We start from the raw sequence: 16,287 nt of genomic DNA on the forward strand, positions 1-16,287 counted from the left end.
GTGACGCCGGTCCCAGCCATCCCGGCCGGGGCCGCCCCTCGGCGTACGGGCCGTCACCCGGCCACCGGCGCCTCCCCGGCTGCCGCTGTCCGGGCAGGGCGATCTGCGGGCCGCTGTCCAGGCTGGGCACCAGCGGACCCGAAGTCCTCGCACGAGTCTTGAGCTTGTGGCACGGGCGCCAGAGCGATCGAGTGTTCCCGTCCGTGCCCGTCTTGCAAGTCTCTCTTCGGTGGGTCACAGCCACTCGTTGAGGGCCGCGACCAGCACGGTCGCCTCATACCGGACGGCGAGCTCGTATCTGGTGGACACAGCGCGATTACGTTTCAGTCGATTGATCCCGCACTCGACCGCATGGCGCTCGCGGTAATCGAGCGGGTCGAAGCACGGCGGCCGACCACCGCGAGAGCCCAACTTCTGGCGATTGCGCGCCTGGTCGGCCTTGTCCGGGATGGTGCAGCAGATCCCGCGGCGGCGCAGGTAAGCGCGGTTCTTGCGGGAGGCGGTCGGGGCGAACGCGTGGCCGGCCCGGCCCGAGGCGGGGCACGCGGACCTTCTCCAGCACCGGTTCGAACTGCGGCGAGTCTCCACGTTGCCCTGCCGTTACCACGATCGACATTGGTTTCTGACCCTGCTCAACGGCCAGATGCAGCTTGGTGATGAACCCGCCGCGCGACCGTCCCAGCCCGTGATCACGAGGCTCAGTGAACACACCGCCGGGTGGTTCCTTCTGCAGATCATCCTGCTTACGAGCCCCGGCCGCATGCTGATGGGCGCGGCAGACAGTGGAGTCGACGCTCAGATCCCACACGATCGCACCCTTCGCGTCGGCCTGGGACTGGAGCCGGGTCAGGAGCCGCTGCCAGGTGCCGTCCCGCTGCCACCGGCGAGACAGATCGTAGACCCGGCCCTACGGCCCGTACTCGATGGGCGCATCCCGCCAGGGAACACCGGTCCGGACTCGAAACCGTATGCCGTCGATCAGCCGCCGCCGAGGCCAGACGGGCGGCCGCCCCGCTTTCGTCCCCTTCGGCAACAACGGCTCCAGCGCTGCCCACTGCTCGTCCGTGAGATCTCCCCGACCTGAGGGGCCTCGCGTTTCCCGGACAGGCTTCTGACCGTTTATTTCACGCGGCGATTCGCAACTTCTCGTACTCGGCGTGGACTTCGCGCGGAGGGCGATAACCCACCGCCGAGTGGAGGCGTTTGCGATTGTACCAGAATTCGATGTAGCGAGTGATGTCCTGCCGGGCGGCCTCGCGGGTCAGGTAAGTCACTCTTGATACGCGCTCGTTCTTCAGGGTGCCGAAGAATGATTCGGCCATGGCGTTGTCGAAACAGATCCCGGTGCGGCCGGCAGATCTGCGGAGCCCGAAGCCGTCCAGCGTCCTCCCGAACTCGGCTGACATGTAGTTACTTCCGCGATCCGAGTGAAATATCGCGCCGGCCGAGAGGTTCCTATTCCGTGCCGCGTTACGGATCGCCCTGGATATCAGTGGGGTTTGGTAGTGGTCGTCCATCGCGTAACCGATGACTTCCTTCGTGCAGCAGTCGATGACCGTTGCGAGGTACAGCCAGCCTTCCCCGGTCGCGATATAAGTAATGTCACCGACGAGCTTCTCGCCGGGCGCATCCGCGGTGAAGTCGCGGCCGACGAGGTCCGGCACCTGGCCGGCCACAGCCTGAGTGAGGTTGAACCTCTTTGGCCGTGGCAGGCAGGGCACCAGGGCCAGTTCGCGCATGAGGCGGCGGACCAGCTCCACGCCCGCGGTGACGCCCCAGCGGTGCAGCTGGGCCTGGATGCGCCGGTGCCCGTAGGTGCTGCCGGACATGTCGAAGGCTTTCTCGATGAGCAATTTCAGTTCTTCGCGCCGCTGAGCTGTGGCGGATTCCGGGCGGGATCGCCAGTCGTAGTAGCCGGATCTGGAGACGCCGAGTCGGCCGCACATGAACTCGACGCTGTATGCGTACTTCTCGGTGCCGAGCCGCATCTCGTCGATGAACTCGTACTTGCTTGCTACCGGGGATCCTTCGCGAAGTACGCTGCGGCTTTTTTCAGGAAGCTAACTTCCATCTCCAGCTCGCGGTTGCGTCGTTCGAGTTCCTTCAGACGCGCCCGCTCGTTCACCGTCAGTTCCGCATCGGGGGCCGGTTCCTGCTGTTTCTGGTGCTTCTTCACCCAGCCGCGTAGCGTCTCCGAGTTCAGCTCAAGCTCCCGGGCGACTTCGGAGATCGTCTTGCTTGACCTCAACGCGATCTGGACGGCTTCCTCGCGGAACTCCGGCGAGTACTTACTGGGTGGCGCCACTTCTTCCTCGTTTCCTTGTTCAGGACAACCCTATTGGGTGCCTGTCCGGAAACTTCGTGGCCCCTCAACCCATGAACCATGATCATTCAGAACCCAAGATCCACTTTCGATACACGGCCTAGTTGTTGGTGCTTGGACCGGCCTTCTTGTCCAGCTCGCTGGCGAGGTCGTTCAGGATCGAGAGGACATCGGCCGGCAGGCCCTCGGCGCTCATTCCGCGGGCCCGGACTCGGCCCACCTTGCCCTGCTTGGCCGCCGACATGAGGCGGAGTCCTTCGTAGACCTGCCGGGCGACGGACTCGTTCGGCTCGAAGTACAGCTTGGAGACGTCGAAGAAGTTGGCCAGACCTTCGAGGACCACGGGCACCGGTGCGTCGTCTCCACCCGTCCGCAGGGCCTCGATGTCCTCGGCCGATGTGACCTGGGAGCCCGCGTAGGCGTTCACCGAGTCCGCGATCTCCTGATCCCCCGGAGCGGTTCTGCCCGGGTAGGAGCGCTCCAGCAGGAGAGTGATCTTCTCAGCCAGCGTCTCCGGCACCTTCTCGGCCTCGGCGGCGTCCTCGTCAGCCTCTCCGAAAGACCGGTCCTGGGCGCGCTTCAGCTCGTCCTCGGTCACCCCATATGCAGCCGCCAGGAGAGGGACGTACCGGTCCTTGAGTCGTCGGACGCCCTGCTCAGCTCCAGCCACCGGCCCATCGCTCTTAGTTCCGATGACCGCCCGCGTCTCGTACCGGTAGAGGCCGGCGTCGCACCGTAGGTCGGTCAGATCGGGCAAGCCGTCGCGCGGGAACAGGTCGCCCAGATCCCGGTTCAGCACCCTGGCGAGAGCAGGCAACTTCTCTTGATCGGGTGTCGTCGCTCCCGACTCCCACCCCGCCACGGTCGAGTCCGCAGCACCGAGGGCGGACGCCACGTCGGCCTGCGAGACGTCGGCGGCTCGACGTACCGCACGCACACGTTCTCTGTCGAAACGGCGAGCTGGCATCGGACCTCGTTTTTGGGTGATCCGAGGAATCCTCGGACTGTTGACTTTTGATGCGAACCAAGATAGCTTCATCTTAGCGAAAAACGAGGGGGTTCGCACCCCTCTCAGCCTTCGCACACCTGCGGTTCCCATCGTGGACCGACTTGGTGGAGAGGGGCTACCGCGCATCACTCGGGCGCGGTCCCTTCCCTCAAAACGCCATCGGCGTCCGAGAGTTCGCACCTCTCGGACGCCAGACAGCTCGTGATCCGCGACCCCCGACAAGGGCGCTGGTCACTCGCACGGCCACTCCGTGTCCTTTCGCACGGCACGACGGAGCGGCGTACCACATAAAGGAGTGTCGCATGTCCCCTACTACGGGCTGCAACCCGAAGGTGGAGATCCCTTCGAGCCCGGCCGAACGGCTGGCGGCGCAACTGTCGTCCATGCTGCCGGAAGCCGCTGTCGTACAAGTTCGCCTTCAGGGGCCTCGGACCCTGTGGCCCCACCTCGGGCTGACCGCCGTGAACGCCCGTGGACGAACCCTTCGTGTCCCTCGGGCGAAGGCGCTCACCATCGCCCGGTGGATCATTCGCTCGTTCCCCCAGGCCGGATGGGCGGCCTCCGGCGGGCATGCCTTCGACCTGCGGACCGCCGAACTGCGCGGGCTGGAGGCGTGATGGCGGCCGTGGCACCGGCGAACGCGGGCCCGGCCGTGGACTTGCAGGGACTCGCGGCCATGGTCGGTCTCTTGGCTCAGGCCGGCGGCCTGGACGCCTTGTTGGGCAGTCAGGCTACGGAGTCCCGCGACAAGCGTCTGCACATCGGGTACAGCGAAGCTGCTGAACGGTTGAACATTCCCGAAAAGTGGCTTCGTGAGCGTATATCGACGCTCCCGCACCGGAAGTTCGGGAAATTCGTGCAGTTCACGGAGGACGACCTCCACGCGATTTCCGATATGCACTTCGTCAGCCCTGACGCAAGGACCCAGAGGGATGACGAGTCGGCACTGATGGTGCTTCAGCCGTCCAAGCGCTCTCGTAAGCGTTCCTGATCTCCTCTCGCGCCCGATGGAACAATTCGCGGCGCTGCGAACATCGCGAGACACAAATGAGCACTGACATATCCAGCCTTATCAAGGCTGTGCACCAGGGAAACTGGCTGCCCCTCCTGGAGGAGTCGAAGAGAGCTCCGGGTAAGCACTGGGCCGAATCTGCCCGATGCGCTAACCAGGACATCAACATGTTCGTCCCTCTCGCAGACGGCCCACGGGAAGACCCCGACTTGGTAAAGGCCAAGTTGGGAATCTCCCTCAATCGTCCTCGCAATTTCTGCGCGTCATGCCCAGTGGCCGTCGCTGCCCGGTGCCTGGTGGAATCCCTCAAGGATGACGACGAGTACGGCATTCGGGGCGGTCTTCTGGCTTCGGAGCGCTCAGAGTTGCGGCGTGCTTGGCAAGACCGGGACACCGAGAAAGCCGTAGAAGGCGCGCTTAGAGGGTGCACCTCACCTCTGACAAAGCCCGCCCGGGACGCGGTGATTGCGCACTTCGCCACTGATCCCTCACTGGACGCTGCCGCCGTCGCCCGCGGGCTTGGCGTGACGCACGAGTATCTGCTGAAACTCGCCCGTCGCTACCGAAAATCTCAGGCCGAGCAGGGCACGCCCCCGCTCCGCGTCGTAGCCGCCTGACTCCGCTCCCGAAGAAGCGATTCTTCCGCACGGCGGACCCTGCGTTCACGGGAGTTCTCCCATGCTTCAGAACAACCCCTCCGGATTTCGCCGTACGAACATCGGTGCTGAGATCCGAGAAATTGCACCTACGGCCGTGCTCGTACGGGTCTTTCCCGTAAGTCGGTCTGTTACCCACCTCTTCGAATCGGATTTTTACCGCATGCTCATCGACCGCAGGACCGAAGAGGAAGTGGCGCGAATGGTCAGGCGCGGTTTCGGCAGGGCAGCCGACTGGCGTCGCGCCCACGATTTCTACCTCCCTACCGAAACGCTGTATCTCACCCCGGAGCCGCATCAAAACGGCTACGTCCCGGAAGACGACCAGTCTTTTGGCCTTTCCCTCAGCCGTCGCATATTCATAGGCTGCGGTGAGCGCTGATGAGCGGCATAGCGACCGAACTGGTCTGGTCACAGTCAAAGTCGTGCCGGGGCTCACGCCTCGTCATGCTGGCGCTGGCCCGTGAGGCGGACGACGACGGCAAGGCGACGCTGACCCTGGACGAGATATCGACGCTTACCCGCCTTACGCCCCGTTCGATATCAAAGTGCCTCGGAGAGCTGGCGAAGCTCGGAGAACTGAGCCACGAGCGGGGAGGGGGTGCTTCCAACCCGAATGCCTACTCCATCCTGCTGTGCAACGGGGCCGTGGAGGAAAGCACCAGTCCCGGGAAGGAAATTCCTACTTCCCGCCCTGATGAGTCAGTTGTGGGACGGAAGGTCCATGAAGTTGCTTCCCAGAACCCCGCTACGGAAGCCGGAAGTAGGAAGTTTCATCACGCAGATTCGGAAGTTTCTTCCTCGCGCGTGCGTGGTGGTAATACTCCCGTAGGGAGTATTACCACCACCAAAGAGCAAGCTATCTTGCTGAGGTCGCACCGAGAGAACAGCACCGTCAAGCAGGACTCGGTGAAGGTTCCGGACGGAGCCAAGGACCTGGTAACAGCCATAACGAGCGCTGGAATGCTCGTCGGCTGGCGACTGACCGAATCGGAATGGGATCGGGTAACAGCTCTCGCAGCACGTTGGGGAAATGAACGGCTGGTCGAGATGGTGGCGCGGCGATGGAACGCCGACCGCCCGCCACAGTCCGCCCGCTATCTGCTGCGTATCTGGGCTGATCTGCCCTCGCACGCTCCCGCAGCAGCCTCCCCGGGGAATGTCGTGCCGTTGCGTCGGCAGTCCGGAGGCTGGATTCCCTTTCAGAACACCGCCGCCCCCAGCGCTTACCAGAACGGATTTTGATCATGGCAGAGCCGGAACGCGCGGGCAGCGCCAGGTCGATGCGCGCAATGGAACGAATACTCGCTGCGAAAGGACTTCAGGCCGTGCCGGATGTCAACCCCGCCGACGAGGCACCGGAGGAGAACCCGGGAGACCGCGAGTGGCACTGCCGGGCTCGGGCCGACTACGCCGTGAGCCGCTGGCAGCGGGCAACCCCTCCCCGCTTCCGTGATGCTGAGGCCACGCTGCCGGAGGTCATCGGCTGGGCCGACCGGGCACTCACGGACAACGCTGCCGCTGGCGCTCTGCTCCTCACCGGTCTCACGGGGACGGGCAAGACGCACGAGGCGTACGGGGCCTTGCGGAGGATCGCGGCCGGCGGACCGGACCGGTTCGAGCTGATCGCCGTGAACTCAGCGGACATGTACGGCAACCTGCGCCCGTCACAGGTCATGGGGGCAGCAGAACACGAGCTGCAACGGCTCAGCCGGGTTCAGTACCTGCTCCTCGATGACCTCGGCACGGCGAAGACCTCGGAATGGACCGAAGAGGTCACGTACCGGCTGATCAACCACAGGTACAACCACTGCTTGCCGACGATCATCACGTCCAACCTTCCGGCCCGTGATGAGAACGGCCCGGACCTGAGCGACTTCGTCGGGGCCCGCGTGGCGAGCCGTCTGGCCGAGATGGTCACGACCCTCGTGCCGATGATCGGCGCCGATCGGCGCCGTGGTGGGAGGGCGGCGTGATGCCCGTCCGCCTCCGCGGAGCGTCCCGCGACGCCGCAGCGCTGTCCACAGCCTGTGCATACGTCGGTCCTCGCAGCCGGTACGCGAACCCGTTCACAGCCGGGGTGCGGTCCCCGCTCGGTCCCCCGATGGACGCTGCGGAGTCGGTGGACCTCTTCGCCGCCACGCTCCGGGGCCCGGTCGGGCGGCACTACGCCGCTCGCTTCGCCCGAGTCCTGCGTGGGCTCGACCTGATGTGCACATGCCCCCTTGACGCTCCATGCCACGCGGACGTTCTCCTCCGCCTCGCCAACGAGCCCGGCGGCAGCACCGCACCCCGCACTACCGATCTTCTGGAAGGCCCTTGATGAGTCACCCGATCATGTTCGCTGCGGCCAAGCACCTCACCACCGCAGAGGAGCGGCGCAAGACCGCTCGGGAGGCTGCCTTCCGCACCTGGGGTCCGAGGTCGATCACCGCAGCGTCCAAGTACGCACGCGCCCTCCTGGGGGACGCCGCAGTCACGCTCGACTGGGACGTGCTGGGACTTCTCAGCTTCGAGGAACACCTGCAAGCCTTCGCGTCGCTCGACACGACCGGAGGCCAGCACCTGGAGCTGTATTACACCGATCTGGGCGGCACAGACCGAATCTCGCTACGGGTGTCGTGCGTGAGCTGCCCAAGTCAGCACGTGCACGAGGTCACGTCCTTGGAACAGCTCGGACAGCTCCTCTCGCAGACCCCGGCCTGGCAGGACATCAGCCCGCGCGACGGGGGCAACCTCTGATGTCACACGCACACATAGACACGGCGGCCGGAACCGAACAGCAGGAGAGCTACGGCCTGCGCGGAATGACGGCCTGGGACCGCAGTGCGATCATCCTGCTCGGCGCGGCCGGCTTCGCCTTCTCGTACGACGCACTGCGTCAGATCGCCCTCGCGATCCATGCCAGGGAGACCTTGTCCTACCTGTTCCCGGTGTTCATCGACGGGTTCATTGCCTACGGAGTGCGGGCGATCGTGCTCCTTCGGCACCAGCGGTTCGCCGCACGGCTCTACGCCTGGTTCTTGTTCCTCGCGGCGACCGGGGCGAGCCTCGGCGCGAACGCTCTGCACGCCATCACGTTGAATGATTCTCCGCAGGCCGGACGGTCCGCGCTGCACCTTACGGACAGCGTCGTCGGTGTGCTGTCGATGCTCGCGCCCCTCGCACTGGCCGGATCGGTCCACCTCTACATCCTGATGGCGCGGACGGCTGAGCGGGCGGTCCCGGACCGGGCTGACACTGGTCCCGGACCGGTCCGCGAGGAGTCTCCGACGCTCGAACGCGTCGCGGTCCAGCAGGGTCCTCGTCCGCTCGAAGCACCAGCGTCGATGCCTCCACGGCCGTTGACGAGCGGTCCGTCCGCGCCGCAGGATCCCGCCGCAGTAACCGTTGACCTGCGGAAAGCCGAGCCCCTGCCCGACGTAGAACCACGTACGGAGGACGCTGCGGCTCACCCGTCCGCGGGAGCGGACGGAGAGGAGACGGAGGGTAAGAGCGCGGACGGACCGGGCGGCGAACCTGCGGACCACGCGCCGACCACAGCAGTGCCGGAGAGCACGAAATCCTCCGGGCCCACGGCGGTCCGGACCCCTACGGACGGCGAAAAGCCGTCCGCCCCGGACGACGCAGAATGCCCACAGGACCGGGAGGCGGACGACGACTGGTTGGCGGAGTTGTTGCCGATCGCGCGGGCCGCTACCGAGCGGGCCGGACGGACCAGTCGTGAGGTTGTAGGGGACGCCGTCCGCAAGCACCAGGCGATCAGCAACGACCGTCTTGGTGTGCTGCTGGCCCGGCTGAAGGAAGAGGACGAGGAGGCAACGAGGACACCCGCCGCTGCCTCCACCGCCCTCTGGTGATCTCATCTCATGACGGGCCCGGGGCCTGCGTGGCTCGCGCCGTGCAGGCCCCGGCCGGTCAGCTTGATCAGGAAGGAACTTCCCAATCGTGTTGTCAAGCCGCTCCCGTGACGGGAGGTGAAGCGTGAAAGCACTCTCCGTCACGGATCATCGCCCACAGGACGTTGAGACGTCGGCGTGCGAGAGCCAGCAGGGCCTGTTTGTGGCCCTTGCCCTCGCTCCGCTTCCGGTCGTAGAACGCCTTCGAGACCGGGCAGCACTGGAGGCTCACCATGGCCGACAGGTACATGGTTCTCAGCAGACCGCGGTGGTAGCGCCGGGGGTGGCGCAGGTTGCCGCTAATACGTCCGGAGTCGCGTGGTCTGGGGGCCAGGCCGGCGAAGCCGGCCAGGCGGTCGGGGCTGCCGAAGGCGTCCATGTCACCACCGGTCGCAGCGAGGAACTCGGCTCCCAGCTTGGCGCCCATGCCGGGCAGGCTGCGGATCACCTCTGCGTGCGGATGCTCGCGAAACTTGGCCTCGATCAGGGCGTCGAGCTCGGCGATCTCCTCATCGAGGGCCATCACCCCCTTCGCGAGGCGGACCACCATGGCGGCGGCCAGCTTCTCGCCGGGAAGCGCGGTCTGCTGGGCCTGGGCGGCCTCCACGGCCGCCTTCGCCAAGGCGGCGGCGCCTCTGATTTTGCGGTTCTTCAGCCACGTCTCGATCCGGCTCGCGCCTGCCCGGCGGATCGCCGCCGGGGTCTGGTAGCCGGTCAGCAGCATCACCGGCCCCCGGTTCGTCAGATCCAGGGCCCGTTCCAGCGCGGGGAAGATTTCAAGCAGTTGGGCGCGGAGGCGGTTGATCTGCCGGGTCCGGTCGAAGACTGTGTCCAGGCGGCGGGTGGTCAGGGTGCGCAGGTCGACGGCGATCTCGTCGCCGGGCCGCAGCAGGCCGAGGTCGCGTCGGACGCGGGCCTGGTCGGCGATGACGAAGGCGTCTTTAGCATCGGTCTTGCCCTCGCCGCCCTTGTAGGTGGCCGAGGCTCGGTGGACCGCCAGGCCGGTGAGGTAGGCGACCGGCTGGCCATGGCTGACCAGCAGGCCGATCAGCAGCGCGGCACCACCGTGGTTGAGATCAACCGCCCACAGGGTGTCGGCGGATATCTCCAGGACACCGCCGATCAGGGTGAGCAGTTCACTCTCGTCGTTCGCGACCCGGCGGGACAGCAGACGCTTGCCGTCCGCGTTGATCACCACGCAGTGGTGATGGGTCTTGCCGATGTCCACTCCGGCCCAGATCTCGGGCACGTTCTCCTCCGCCAGCTCGTCGTACATCGATCCCGCAGACGACCTCGCCGACGTTGTCCTACGCAGCGATCGGAGTCGCATCTCCCAATTGGCGGTCGAGTCGTCGCGGGGCTCCGGGCGGCCAAGTTCCTTGAGCCATCTACGGCGCGACGATGACAGCCATACCCAGAGCCCCTGGGCCCTCCGATCTTACGAATGACCAGAGCAACCACCTCTGAAAGGTAGGACGACGATGTGGTCTCGCCGACGCGACCGGGCGGAGGACGCCGTCCGCGCCGATGCCATACAGGCAGCGTCCGCCCTCACGGTTCACCTCCAGAGCGGCGGCAGTCTTGTGCCGGTCCAAGCGGACGGCCTTGCACTTGCGGCCGGTGAAGTCGCCTTCGCGGACGTGGCGTGCTCCGCCGCCCGCTTCTACGGGACAGAGGTCGGCTACCCGACCTCGGCCAGCGGGTATTTCGAGGATCACCCAACCTTCGGCCGGCGGTGGGTGAGCAACGGGCGACTCGACGCCCGTCGGCGCCAGGAAGCGGAAGATGCCGCTCTTCCGCAGTGGCGCGATCACACCGCGGCCCGAGTGGTGCTCACCTCAACCGGGGTACGGCTCCTGCCGCTGAGGGCTCGTGAGTGGATGCCGTTCGACCACGCCCTTCTGACCGGGGTCGCTGCTGAGCCGTCCGCCGTCGTCCTCTCGTACAGCACGTGCGCACCCCTGCTCCTTTCCGGCCCGGACGCGCCGTGGCTCGGCGTGGCGATCGAGCACCTGCGCCACGGGGCCGCATAGGGCCCGCAAAGCCTCCCCCCGAGCGAAAGCCGGAACTTAATTCCTGGAATTAAGTTCCGGCTTTTTTCGTGATTCGAGTTGTCCGCGAACCCCTGCAAGGATTCAGGCACGGCCAACGCCGCAAGGCGTTTTCCGGCCGTAGAGATCTGCTCACGATCTCGCTCGAATCACGGAAGGGGCTGATGGCCTTGATATGAGTAACGCGCCCGCCAGCTCAACCGTCTCGCAGATGCGAAACAAGATCGAACTCTTCCTCAGATGAGAAGGCAGATAGAGCTATACGCTCCGGCCTGCTTTGCGATTTCCCCGGCATTCGCCGGTAAAGCCCGCAGAAGGAATCCCCCTCCTTCCTGCGAAGGAGCGGCGCGGCCCCAGCCCCCGCGGGACCGCGCCGCTCGCACTTCCGAAATCTCTTGCACCAAGGTTGTGGTCCCCGCATGCCTCGATTCACCCGTTTCATACCCATATCCGCCGCAATAGGTGTGGCTGGTTCCCTGGCCCTTCTGTCGACCGGCTGCTCCAGCTCGACCAGCGACGCTTCTGCGGCCTCGACCGTGTCCGCGCAGCCGCACTCCGTCTCTGCGGGCATCCCCGACACGGCCACGCCGCACAGCAGCGCTACCGCCTCCTCGTCAACCACCGTGCTCCCAGCTGACGTTGAGCGGACGGCGCGGGCCTTCGCTACGGCCTACGCAGAACACGACGCCCGCGACGGTGCCGACAGCTCGTACGCGGATGCCGGCGCTCGGGCAGCGCGGCTCGCCTCGGGGGAACTCGCTGGCGTGCTCGCCCAGAAGCGGCCGGGTCAAGACGCCGCCTGGGCCGCCCTGCGGGCCGAGAAGGCACACCAGACGGCCAAGATCACGTCAGCAGCCGTCCCCGACGGCGCACCTGCGGCATCGGCCTCCTCCGCTCTCGTCCGCGTGAGCTACACCCTCACGACCACCCCGAAGTCCGGTCACACGCGCAGCAGTAGCGAACAGCTCGCGCTCCGCCTGGAGCACACCTCCAAGGGCTGGCGCGTCACCGCCTTGCCCTGGGCGTGACGGGGCCGCGATGAACAAGGGCACGCAAACTGGCCTGGGACTCGTCACGGCCGGGCTCATCACCGGTGTCGCCATGCTGACTACGTTCGGAGGGGCCGACAGCGCCTCCGCGCAGGAAGCCGGTCCGGGTGGCGGCATCACGACGGACGCTCCCGTGCCGGGCTGGGTCCGTGAGCTGATCAACAAGCACGCGGGCGAGTGCCCGCAGGTCACAGCCTCGCTCCTGGCGGCTCAGCTCTACACGGAAAGCCACTTCAACTCCGGCGCGACGTCACCCGTCGGCGCTCTCGGGATCGCCCAGTTCATGCCGGGGACCTGGGCCCAGCACGGCAAGGACGGCGATGGCGACGGAGTCAAGGACGTCCGCAACCCCGCCGACGCCATCGCCGCGCAAGCCGCGTACGACTGCACCTTGGCCGACGAGGTCAAGAAGGTACCGGGCGACTCGACGGACAACATGCTGGCCGCGTACAACGCGGGCGGCGGCGCGGTGATCAAGTACGGCGGTATCCCCCCGTACCCCGAGACCCGCAACTACGTGCGCAGCATCCGCGCTCTGGCCTCGAAATGGGCCGACGCCGTAAGCCCGGACGCACCGGCCGGCAAGGGCGCCGCCCGCGCGATCTCGGCCGCGAAGACGGCTCTGGGCACTTGGTACCGGTGGGGCGGCAGTTGCGTCATGCCGTACGAGGGTGTGGGCGGCTGTGACTGCTCCTCGCTTACCAAGATGGCCTGGTCAGCGGCGGGAGTGAACCTGCCGCGAACCACGTACGACCAGGTCCACGCCGGGACCGCCGTCAAGGCCGTCTCCCAACTCGTCCCGGGTGACCTGCTGTTCAGCGTCCCCGGCAGCGCCGGCCCTGAGCACGTCGGCATGTACATCGGCGGCGGCCAGGTCATTGACGCACCGCGCACCGGGGCTCAGGTGCGGATCAAGCCGCTCAGCTACTGGAAACCGCAGATCATCGCGATGCGGCACGTCGGCTAATCACGCCAAAACATCCCAAACCATTCCTCACAGCACCAAGGGGCTGAACCATGCACAACCTCCTTTCTGCCGCTGCCGATCCCTCCCTGCACACGACCCTCGCCGCCGGAGCCGATGTCGTGTCCGGCGTGAAGCCGGACTGGGGCCCCTTCGGGAAGCTCGGCGGCACGGCGAAGGTCATCCTGGGTGTCATCGCCGCCGTCGTCCTCGTCGTCGGCGCCGGTGCCTTCCTCGCCGGTGTCGGCAAGTCGAAGGGGTGGTTCGGCGAGGGCCACTCCACGATGGACAGCTCGCGCGGCAAGGGCATGATGGTCGGCGGCCTGACCTGCGTCTTCCTCGTAGCCAGCTTCGGCACCATCTTCGCCATCACGTACGGCATGGGTGTGTGACCCATGCCTATCCGATCCCGGAGGAACGTTTCCTCCTCGAAAGCCAGCGGAGCGCGCCGCTCGTCGGCCAAGCTCTGGGGCATCGCGGCCGGCGGCGCGGCCGTGGTCACCGCGGCCGGGGTGGTCGTCAGCATGACGACGGGCACCCCTCCGGCCACGGCCCCCTCCGCGTCGGCACCCGCCCACTCGGCTCCGCAGGCGAGCGGGGAAGGCGTGCGGGAGCTGCACGGCGTCCCCGTCGGCTACCCGCACACTCGATCCGGCGCCAAGGCGGCAGCGGCCAACTACACGACGGTCAGCGGGAGCTCGCAGTTCCTCACAGACAAGGACGCGCGGCACCGTGCGGTGGCAGTTATGGCGGCCAAGGGCTCGGCTGATGCGGCGGTGAAGAAGGCCGACCACGCTGCCGAGGACGTGGTCGGCTCCCTGCGGGGCGACACCTCCAAGGTCTCCGTCAAGAAGACCGTCGCGCGTACCGGTGTCCTCTCGGCGCATGTCCTGGGCTTCGACGCCCACGGGGCGATGGTGCGGCTATGGACGACGACGGTTCGCGGCAGCGCGGCCGGGCACGCGACACCGAAGACGGGTTTCCAGTCGGTGACGGTCACGCTCACCTGGGAGTCCAATGACTGGAAGCTGAAGGACAGTTCGGCCTCGACGGGATTGGTCGCTCCGATCGACGTGCGGCAGGCGTCCAACGTGCCGGGCGACTTCTCGGACTACGTTCCGGCCGCTGCAGAAGACCCCGTGCTGAGCGGCAGCGAAGACCGAAGTGGATTCCCGGCCCCGTACGGGCACAACGAGCGCGGGGCGCGTGCCGCCGCCGTTAGCGCCACCATGCTCTACGGCGACCCTCGGTTCTTCACCGACGAGGGCTGGCGGCACCGGATGCTGGCGGCCACCGCTGCGTCGAGCGTGCTGCACTCGGTCACCTCGGACACCGACTCGACGGCTCGTCTGGTCATGGAGAACCGCGGTGTCGGCGCGGACGGGACGACCGCCGACGGCAGCGAACTGATCACGCGGACTGCGGCGCTCGCCACCCGTTCGATCTCGTACTCCGACCAGGCCGCGAGCATCGAGCTGTGGACGGCGTCGGTGGGCGGCGTCGCCGGGAAGGACGAGACGCAGCGCCCGCAGGTCGCCTTCCTGCGCATGACCGTGGATCTCGTCTGGGAGGAAGGCACTTGGAAGACGACGGCCGTCACGCCGTCTGAACCGCTCGTGCCGTCGCCGCCGGCCATGCAGGAGGCGGACCCGGCCGACAGCTTCGCGGACGTGGGGGGTGCCAGCAATGCGCCTGCGACTGCGTGACGATGCCCCCGGCCTGTTGACCATCGAGCGGGGAACCCCAGGCCGCTGGCGCCGCCGCCTCCAGGCGGTGGCCATGGTCAACGTGATCATCGGGTTCGTGTTCGTGCCCTCGGCGGTGGCCAACCCCTTCTGCTACATCCCGATGGTGTGCGAGGCGAAGGCGGCCATCGACTTCGTCAAGGACCCGCTGGGGTTCCTGCTCCAGAAGCTCACCGAGGCGAACATCTGGTTCCTGCGCAAGATGCTGGAGCTGATCCAGAACACGACGAAGATCGACCTCACGAGCCCCGGCTTCCTGAAGCAGTACGCGATCATTTTCGCGGCCTCCAGCCTGCTCACCGTGGCCCTCTGGTTGATCGCCGTGGCCAAGCGGGCGGTCCGCGGAGTCGCCCTGACCACCGCTGTGTCCGAGGCGATCGGCTTCCTGCTCCTCCAGTTCGTGGTCAACGCCATGACGCCGGGCGCAATCGCACTGCTGATGAAGGCCATTGACGAAGTCACGGCCATCTTCGAGCCGTACGCGACGAGCAACTTCAAGCCGTTCCTGGAGAACATCCTCAAGGTCATGGCAGCCAACCCCACGGAGGGCGTGGGACAGCTGCTGGTCGTCAACCTCATCATGATGTGCGGCGCCCTGCTGATGTGGATCGAGCTGCTGATCCGCAGCGCGGCCATCTACGTGGCCGTCGCGCTCGGGCCGATCGTCAACGCCGGGCTGGTCGATCGCGACCTGTGGGGCAAGTCGAAGAAGTGGTTCGGTGCCATCTTCGCTATCGGGCTGAGTAAACCGATCTTGTTCGCCCTGCTGGGCCTCGGCGGCGCGATCCTCAGCGACACCTCGGGGAGCATGTCCGACGCGGTCTCCAAGACCCTGGTCGGCGCGCTGATTCTCCTGCTCGCCGTCTTCGCGTCCGCCACGCTCTACAAGTGGGTGCCCGCCTTCGGCGACGAGATGGCCAGCCTCCACCACGACCGGAAGAGTGCACAGTCCTCCGGCCCAGCCGCAGCGGTCGACGGCCCCGCCCAGCACGCCAACAGGGCGATGGGCGCTCGTGTCCAAGACTCCTTGGTCGGCGGCTCCAAGAGCGCTGGCGCCAAGACCGCTGGCGCGAAGATGGGAGGCGGAACTGCTGTGGCCGGACCGGTCGCGGCCGGGGCCGCCGTTGCCAAGGCCGGCGTCGACATGGCGAAGAACAAGGCCACCAGTTCCCCGGGCGCGCAGGGGACCGACGCCGCAGGCGGCGGCAAGCCCGAACAGTCCGAAGGCCAGCAGGGCGGCGACCACTCCGCCGGTACGTCCGGCGCACCGGACGCCGCTCGTCCCCAGGGAGCGACCTCCGACCCGGTCGTCAGCTCTTCTCCGGACTGGTCCTCGGCCGGCGGCCACGCCTCGGCCGGACACCCGCCGGGAGCCGACGGGGCGCCGAGCACGGCTCAGCCGCCCTCGCCGCCGTCGCCCGGCCCGGGAACCTCGGGCCCGACGCCGCCCGCCTTCCCCTCCTCCGCATCAGGAACCACCTCGGGCTCCGGTCCCTCCGCCACGCCCCCGCCTCCGCCTCCATCGCGGCCCGCGGGCGGCCAGGCACCCGGACGACCGAACCCCAGCAAGGATCAGTGA

18 protein-coding genes and 1 pseudogene are annotated in these 16,287 nt (G+C 66.9%); 15 read left to right on the forward strand and 4 right to left on the reverse strand.

From position 1 onward, the window contains the following. Positions 1-234 precede the first annotated feature (234 nt). The 3 genes and pseudogenes from OG507_RS19695 to OG507_RS19705 all read right to left on the reverse strand — a co-directional run bounded on the left by OG507_RS19695 (position 235) and on the right by OG507_RS19705 (position 3,260). Positions 235-1,123, reverse strand: a pseudogene (locus OG507_RS19695) (IS5 family transposase). 1 nt (position 1,124) lies between these two features. Next, a protein-coding gene (locus tag OG507_RS19700; RefSeq protein WP_327368510.1) for an IS3 family transposase occupies positions 1,125-2,305 on the reverse strand; the annotation gives its coding sequence in 2 pieces (ribosomal slippage) (positions 1,125-2,041 and positions 2,041-2,305; 1,182 coding nt in all). A 118-nt stretch (positions 2,306-2,423) separates the two neighbouring features. After that, positions 2,424-3,260 (reverse strand): helix-turn-helix transcriptional regulator, encoded by an 837-nt coding sequence (locus tag OG507_RS19705; RefSeq protein WP_327368511.1) that lies wholly within the window; start codon positions 3,258-3,260, stop codon positions 2,424-2,426. A 374-nt stretch (positions 3,261-3,634) separates the two neighbouring features. On the opposite strand from OG507_RS19705, the gene OG507_RS19710 reads away from it, so the two are divergent. The 9 genes from OG507_RS19710 (at position 3,635) to OG507_RS19750 (ending at position 8,860) form a co-directional block, all read left to right on the forward strand. Then, on the forward strand, positions 3,635-3,949 hold the full coding sequence (locus OG507_RS19710) for a transcriptional regulator (protein WP_327368512.1): 315 nt from the start codon (positions 3,635-3,637) through the stop codon (positions 3,947-3,949). Next, a complete protein-coding gene (locus OG507_RS19715; protein WP_327368513.1) occupies positions 3,949-4,323 on the forward strand; it encodes a hypothetical protein in 375 nt (124 codons plus the stop codon). The genes OG507_RS19710 and OG507_RS19715 overlap by 1 nt, the downstream gene beginning before the upstream one ends. 56 nt (positions 4,324-4,379) lie before the next feature. After that, positions 4,380-4,961, forward strand: a complete 582-nt coding sequence (locus OG507_RS19720) for a WhiB family transcriptional regulator (protein ID WP_327368514.1) — start codon at positions 4,380-4,382, stop codon at positions 4,959-4,961. A 61-nt stretch (positions 4,962-5,022) separates the two neighbouring features. Continuing rightward, entirely contained in the window at positions 5,023-5,382 is a 360-nt protein-coding gene (locus OG507_RS19725) for a hypothetical protein (RefSeq protein ID WP_327368515.1), read from the forward strand. Then, positions 5,382-6,245, forward strand: coding sequence for a hypothetical protein (locus OG507_RS19730; RefSeq protein WP_327368516.1), 864 nt, complete (start codon positions 5,382-5,384; stop codon positions 6,243-6,245). Before OG507_RS19725 ends, OG507_RS19730 begins: the two co-directional genes overlap by 1 nt. A gap of 83 nt (positions 6,246-6,328) precedes the next feature. Next, on the forward strand, positions 6,329-6,976 hold the full coding sequence (locus OG507_RS19735; RefSeq protein ID WP_327368517.1) for an ATP-binding protein: 648 nt from the start codon (positions 6,329-6,331) through the stop codon (positions 6,974-6,976). Then, positions 6,976-7,323, forward strand: coding sequence for a DUF4326 domain-containing protein (locus tag OG507_RS19740; protein ID WP_327368518.1), 348 nt, complete (start codon positions 6,976-6,978; stop codon positions 7,321-7,323). The genes OG507_RS19735 and OG507_RS19740 overlap by 1 nt, the downstream gene beginning before the upstream one ends. After that, a complete protein-coding gene (locus OG507_RS19745) occupies positions 7,323-7,742 on the forward strand; it encodes a DUF6195 family protein (RefSeq protein WP_327368519.1) in 420 nt (139 codons plus the stop codon). The genes OG507_RS19740 and OG507_RS19745 overlap by 1 nt, the downstream gene beginning before the upstream one ends. Next, a complete protein-coding gene (locus tag OG507_RS19750) occupies positions 7,742-8,860 on the forward strand; it encodes a DUF2637 domain-containing protein (RefSeq protein ID WP_327368520.1) in 1,119 nt (372 codons plus the stop codon). The genes OG507_RS19745 and OG507_RS19750 overlap by 1 nt, the downstream gene beginning before the upstream one ends. A gap of 94 nt (positions 8,861-8,954) precedes the next feature. Here OG507_RS19750 and OG507_RS19755 read toward each other — a convergent pair whose 3' ends face one another. Further along, the gene (locus tag OG507_RS19755) at positions 8,955-10,175 is read right to left on the reverse strand and encodes an IS110 family transposase (RefSeq protein WP_327368521.1); all 1,221 of its coding nucleotides are present in this window, start codon (positions 10,173-10,175) and stop codon (positions 8,955-8,957) included. 205 nt (positions 10,176-10,380) lie between these two features. On the opposite strand from OG507_RS19755, the gene OG507_RS19760 reads away from it, so the two are divergent. The 6 genes from OG507_RS19760 to OG507_RS19785 all read left to right on the forward strand — a co-directional run bounded on the left by OG507_RS19760 (position 10,381) and on the right by OG507_RS19785 (position 16,287). Continuing rightward, on the forward strand, positions 10,381-10,932 hold the full coding sequence (locus tag OG507_RS19760) for a hypothetical protein (protein ID WP_327368522.1): 552 nt from the start codon (positions 10,381-10,383) through the stop codon (positions 10,930-10,932). 482 nt (positions 10,933-11,414) lie between these two features. Then, positions 11,415-11,978: a hypothetical protein gene (locus OG507_RS19765; RefSeq protein WP_327368523.1), complete on the forward strand. Its 564-nt coding sequence runs from the start codon at positions 11,415-11,417 to the stop codon at positions 11,976-11,978. 10 nt (positions 11,979-11,988) lie between these two features. After that, the gene (locus OG507_RS19770) at positions 11,989-12,966 is read left to right on the forward strand and encodes a C40 family peptidase (RefSeq protein WP_327368524.1); all 978 of its coding nucleotides are present in this window, start codon (positions 11,989-11,991) and stop codon (positions 12,964-12,966) included. A gap of 50 nt (positions 12,967-13,016) precedes the next feature. Next, positions 13,017-13,355: a hypothetical protein gene (locus OG507_RS19775; RefSeq protein ID WP_007447287.1), complete on the forward strand. Its 339-nt coding sequence runs from the start codon at positions 13,017-13,019 to the stop codon at positions 13,353-13,355. A gap of 3 nt (positions 13,356-13,358) precedes the next feature. Then, positions 13,359-14,669, forward strand: coding sequence for a hypothetical protein (locus OG507_RS19780; protein ID WP_327368525.1), 1,311 nt, complete (start codon positions 13,359-13,361; stop codon positions 14,667-14,669). Then, the gene (locus OG507_RS19785; RefSeq protein WP_327368526.1) at positions 14,650-16,287 is read left to right on the forward strand and encodes a hypothetical protein; all 1,638 of its coding nucleotides are present in this window, start codon (positions 14,650-14,652) and stop codon (positions 16,285-16,287) included. Before OG507_RS19780 ends, OG507_RS19785 begins: the two co-directional genes overlap by 20 nt.

The organism is Streptomyces sp. NBC_01217 (assembly GCF_035994185.1).
Taxonomy (GTDB): Bacteria; Actinomycetota; Actinomycetes; order Streptomycetales; family Streptomycetaceae; genus Streptomyces.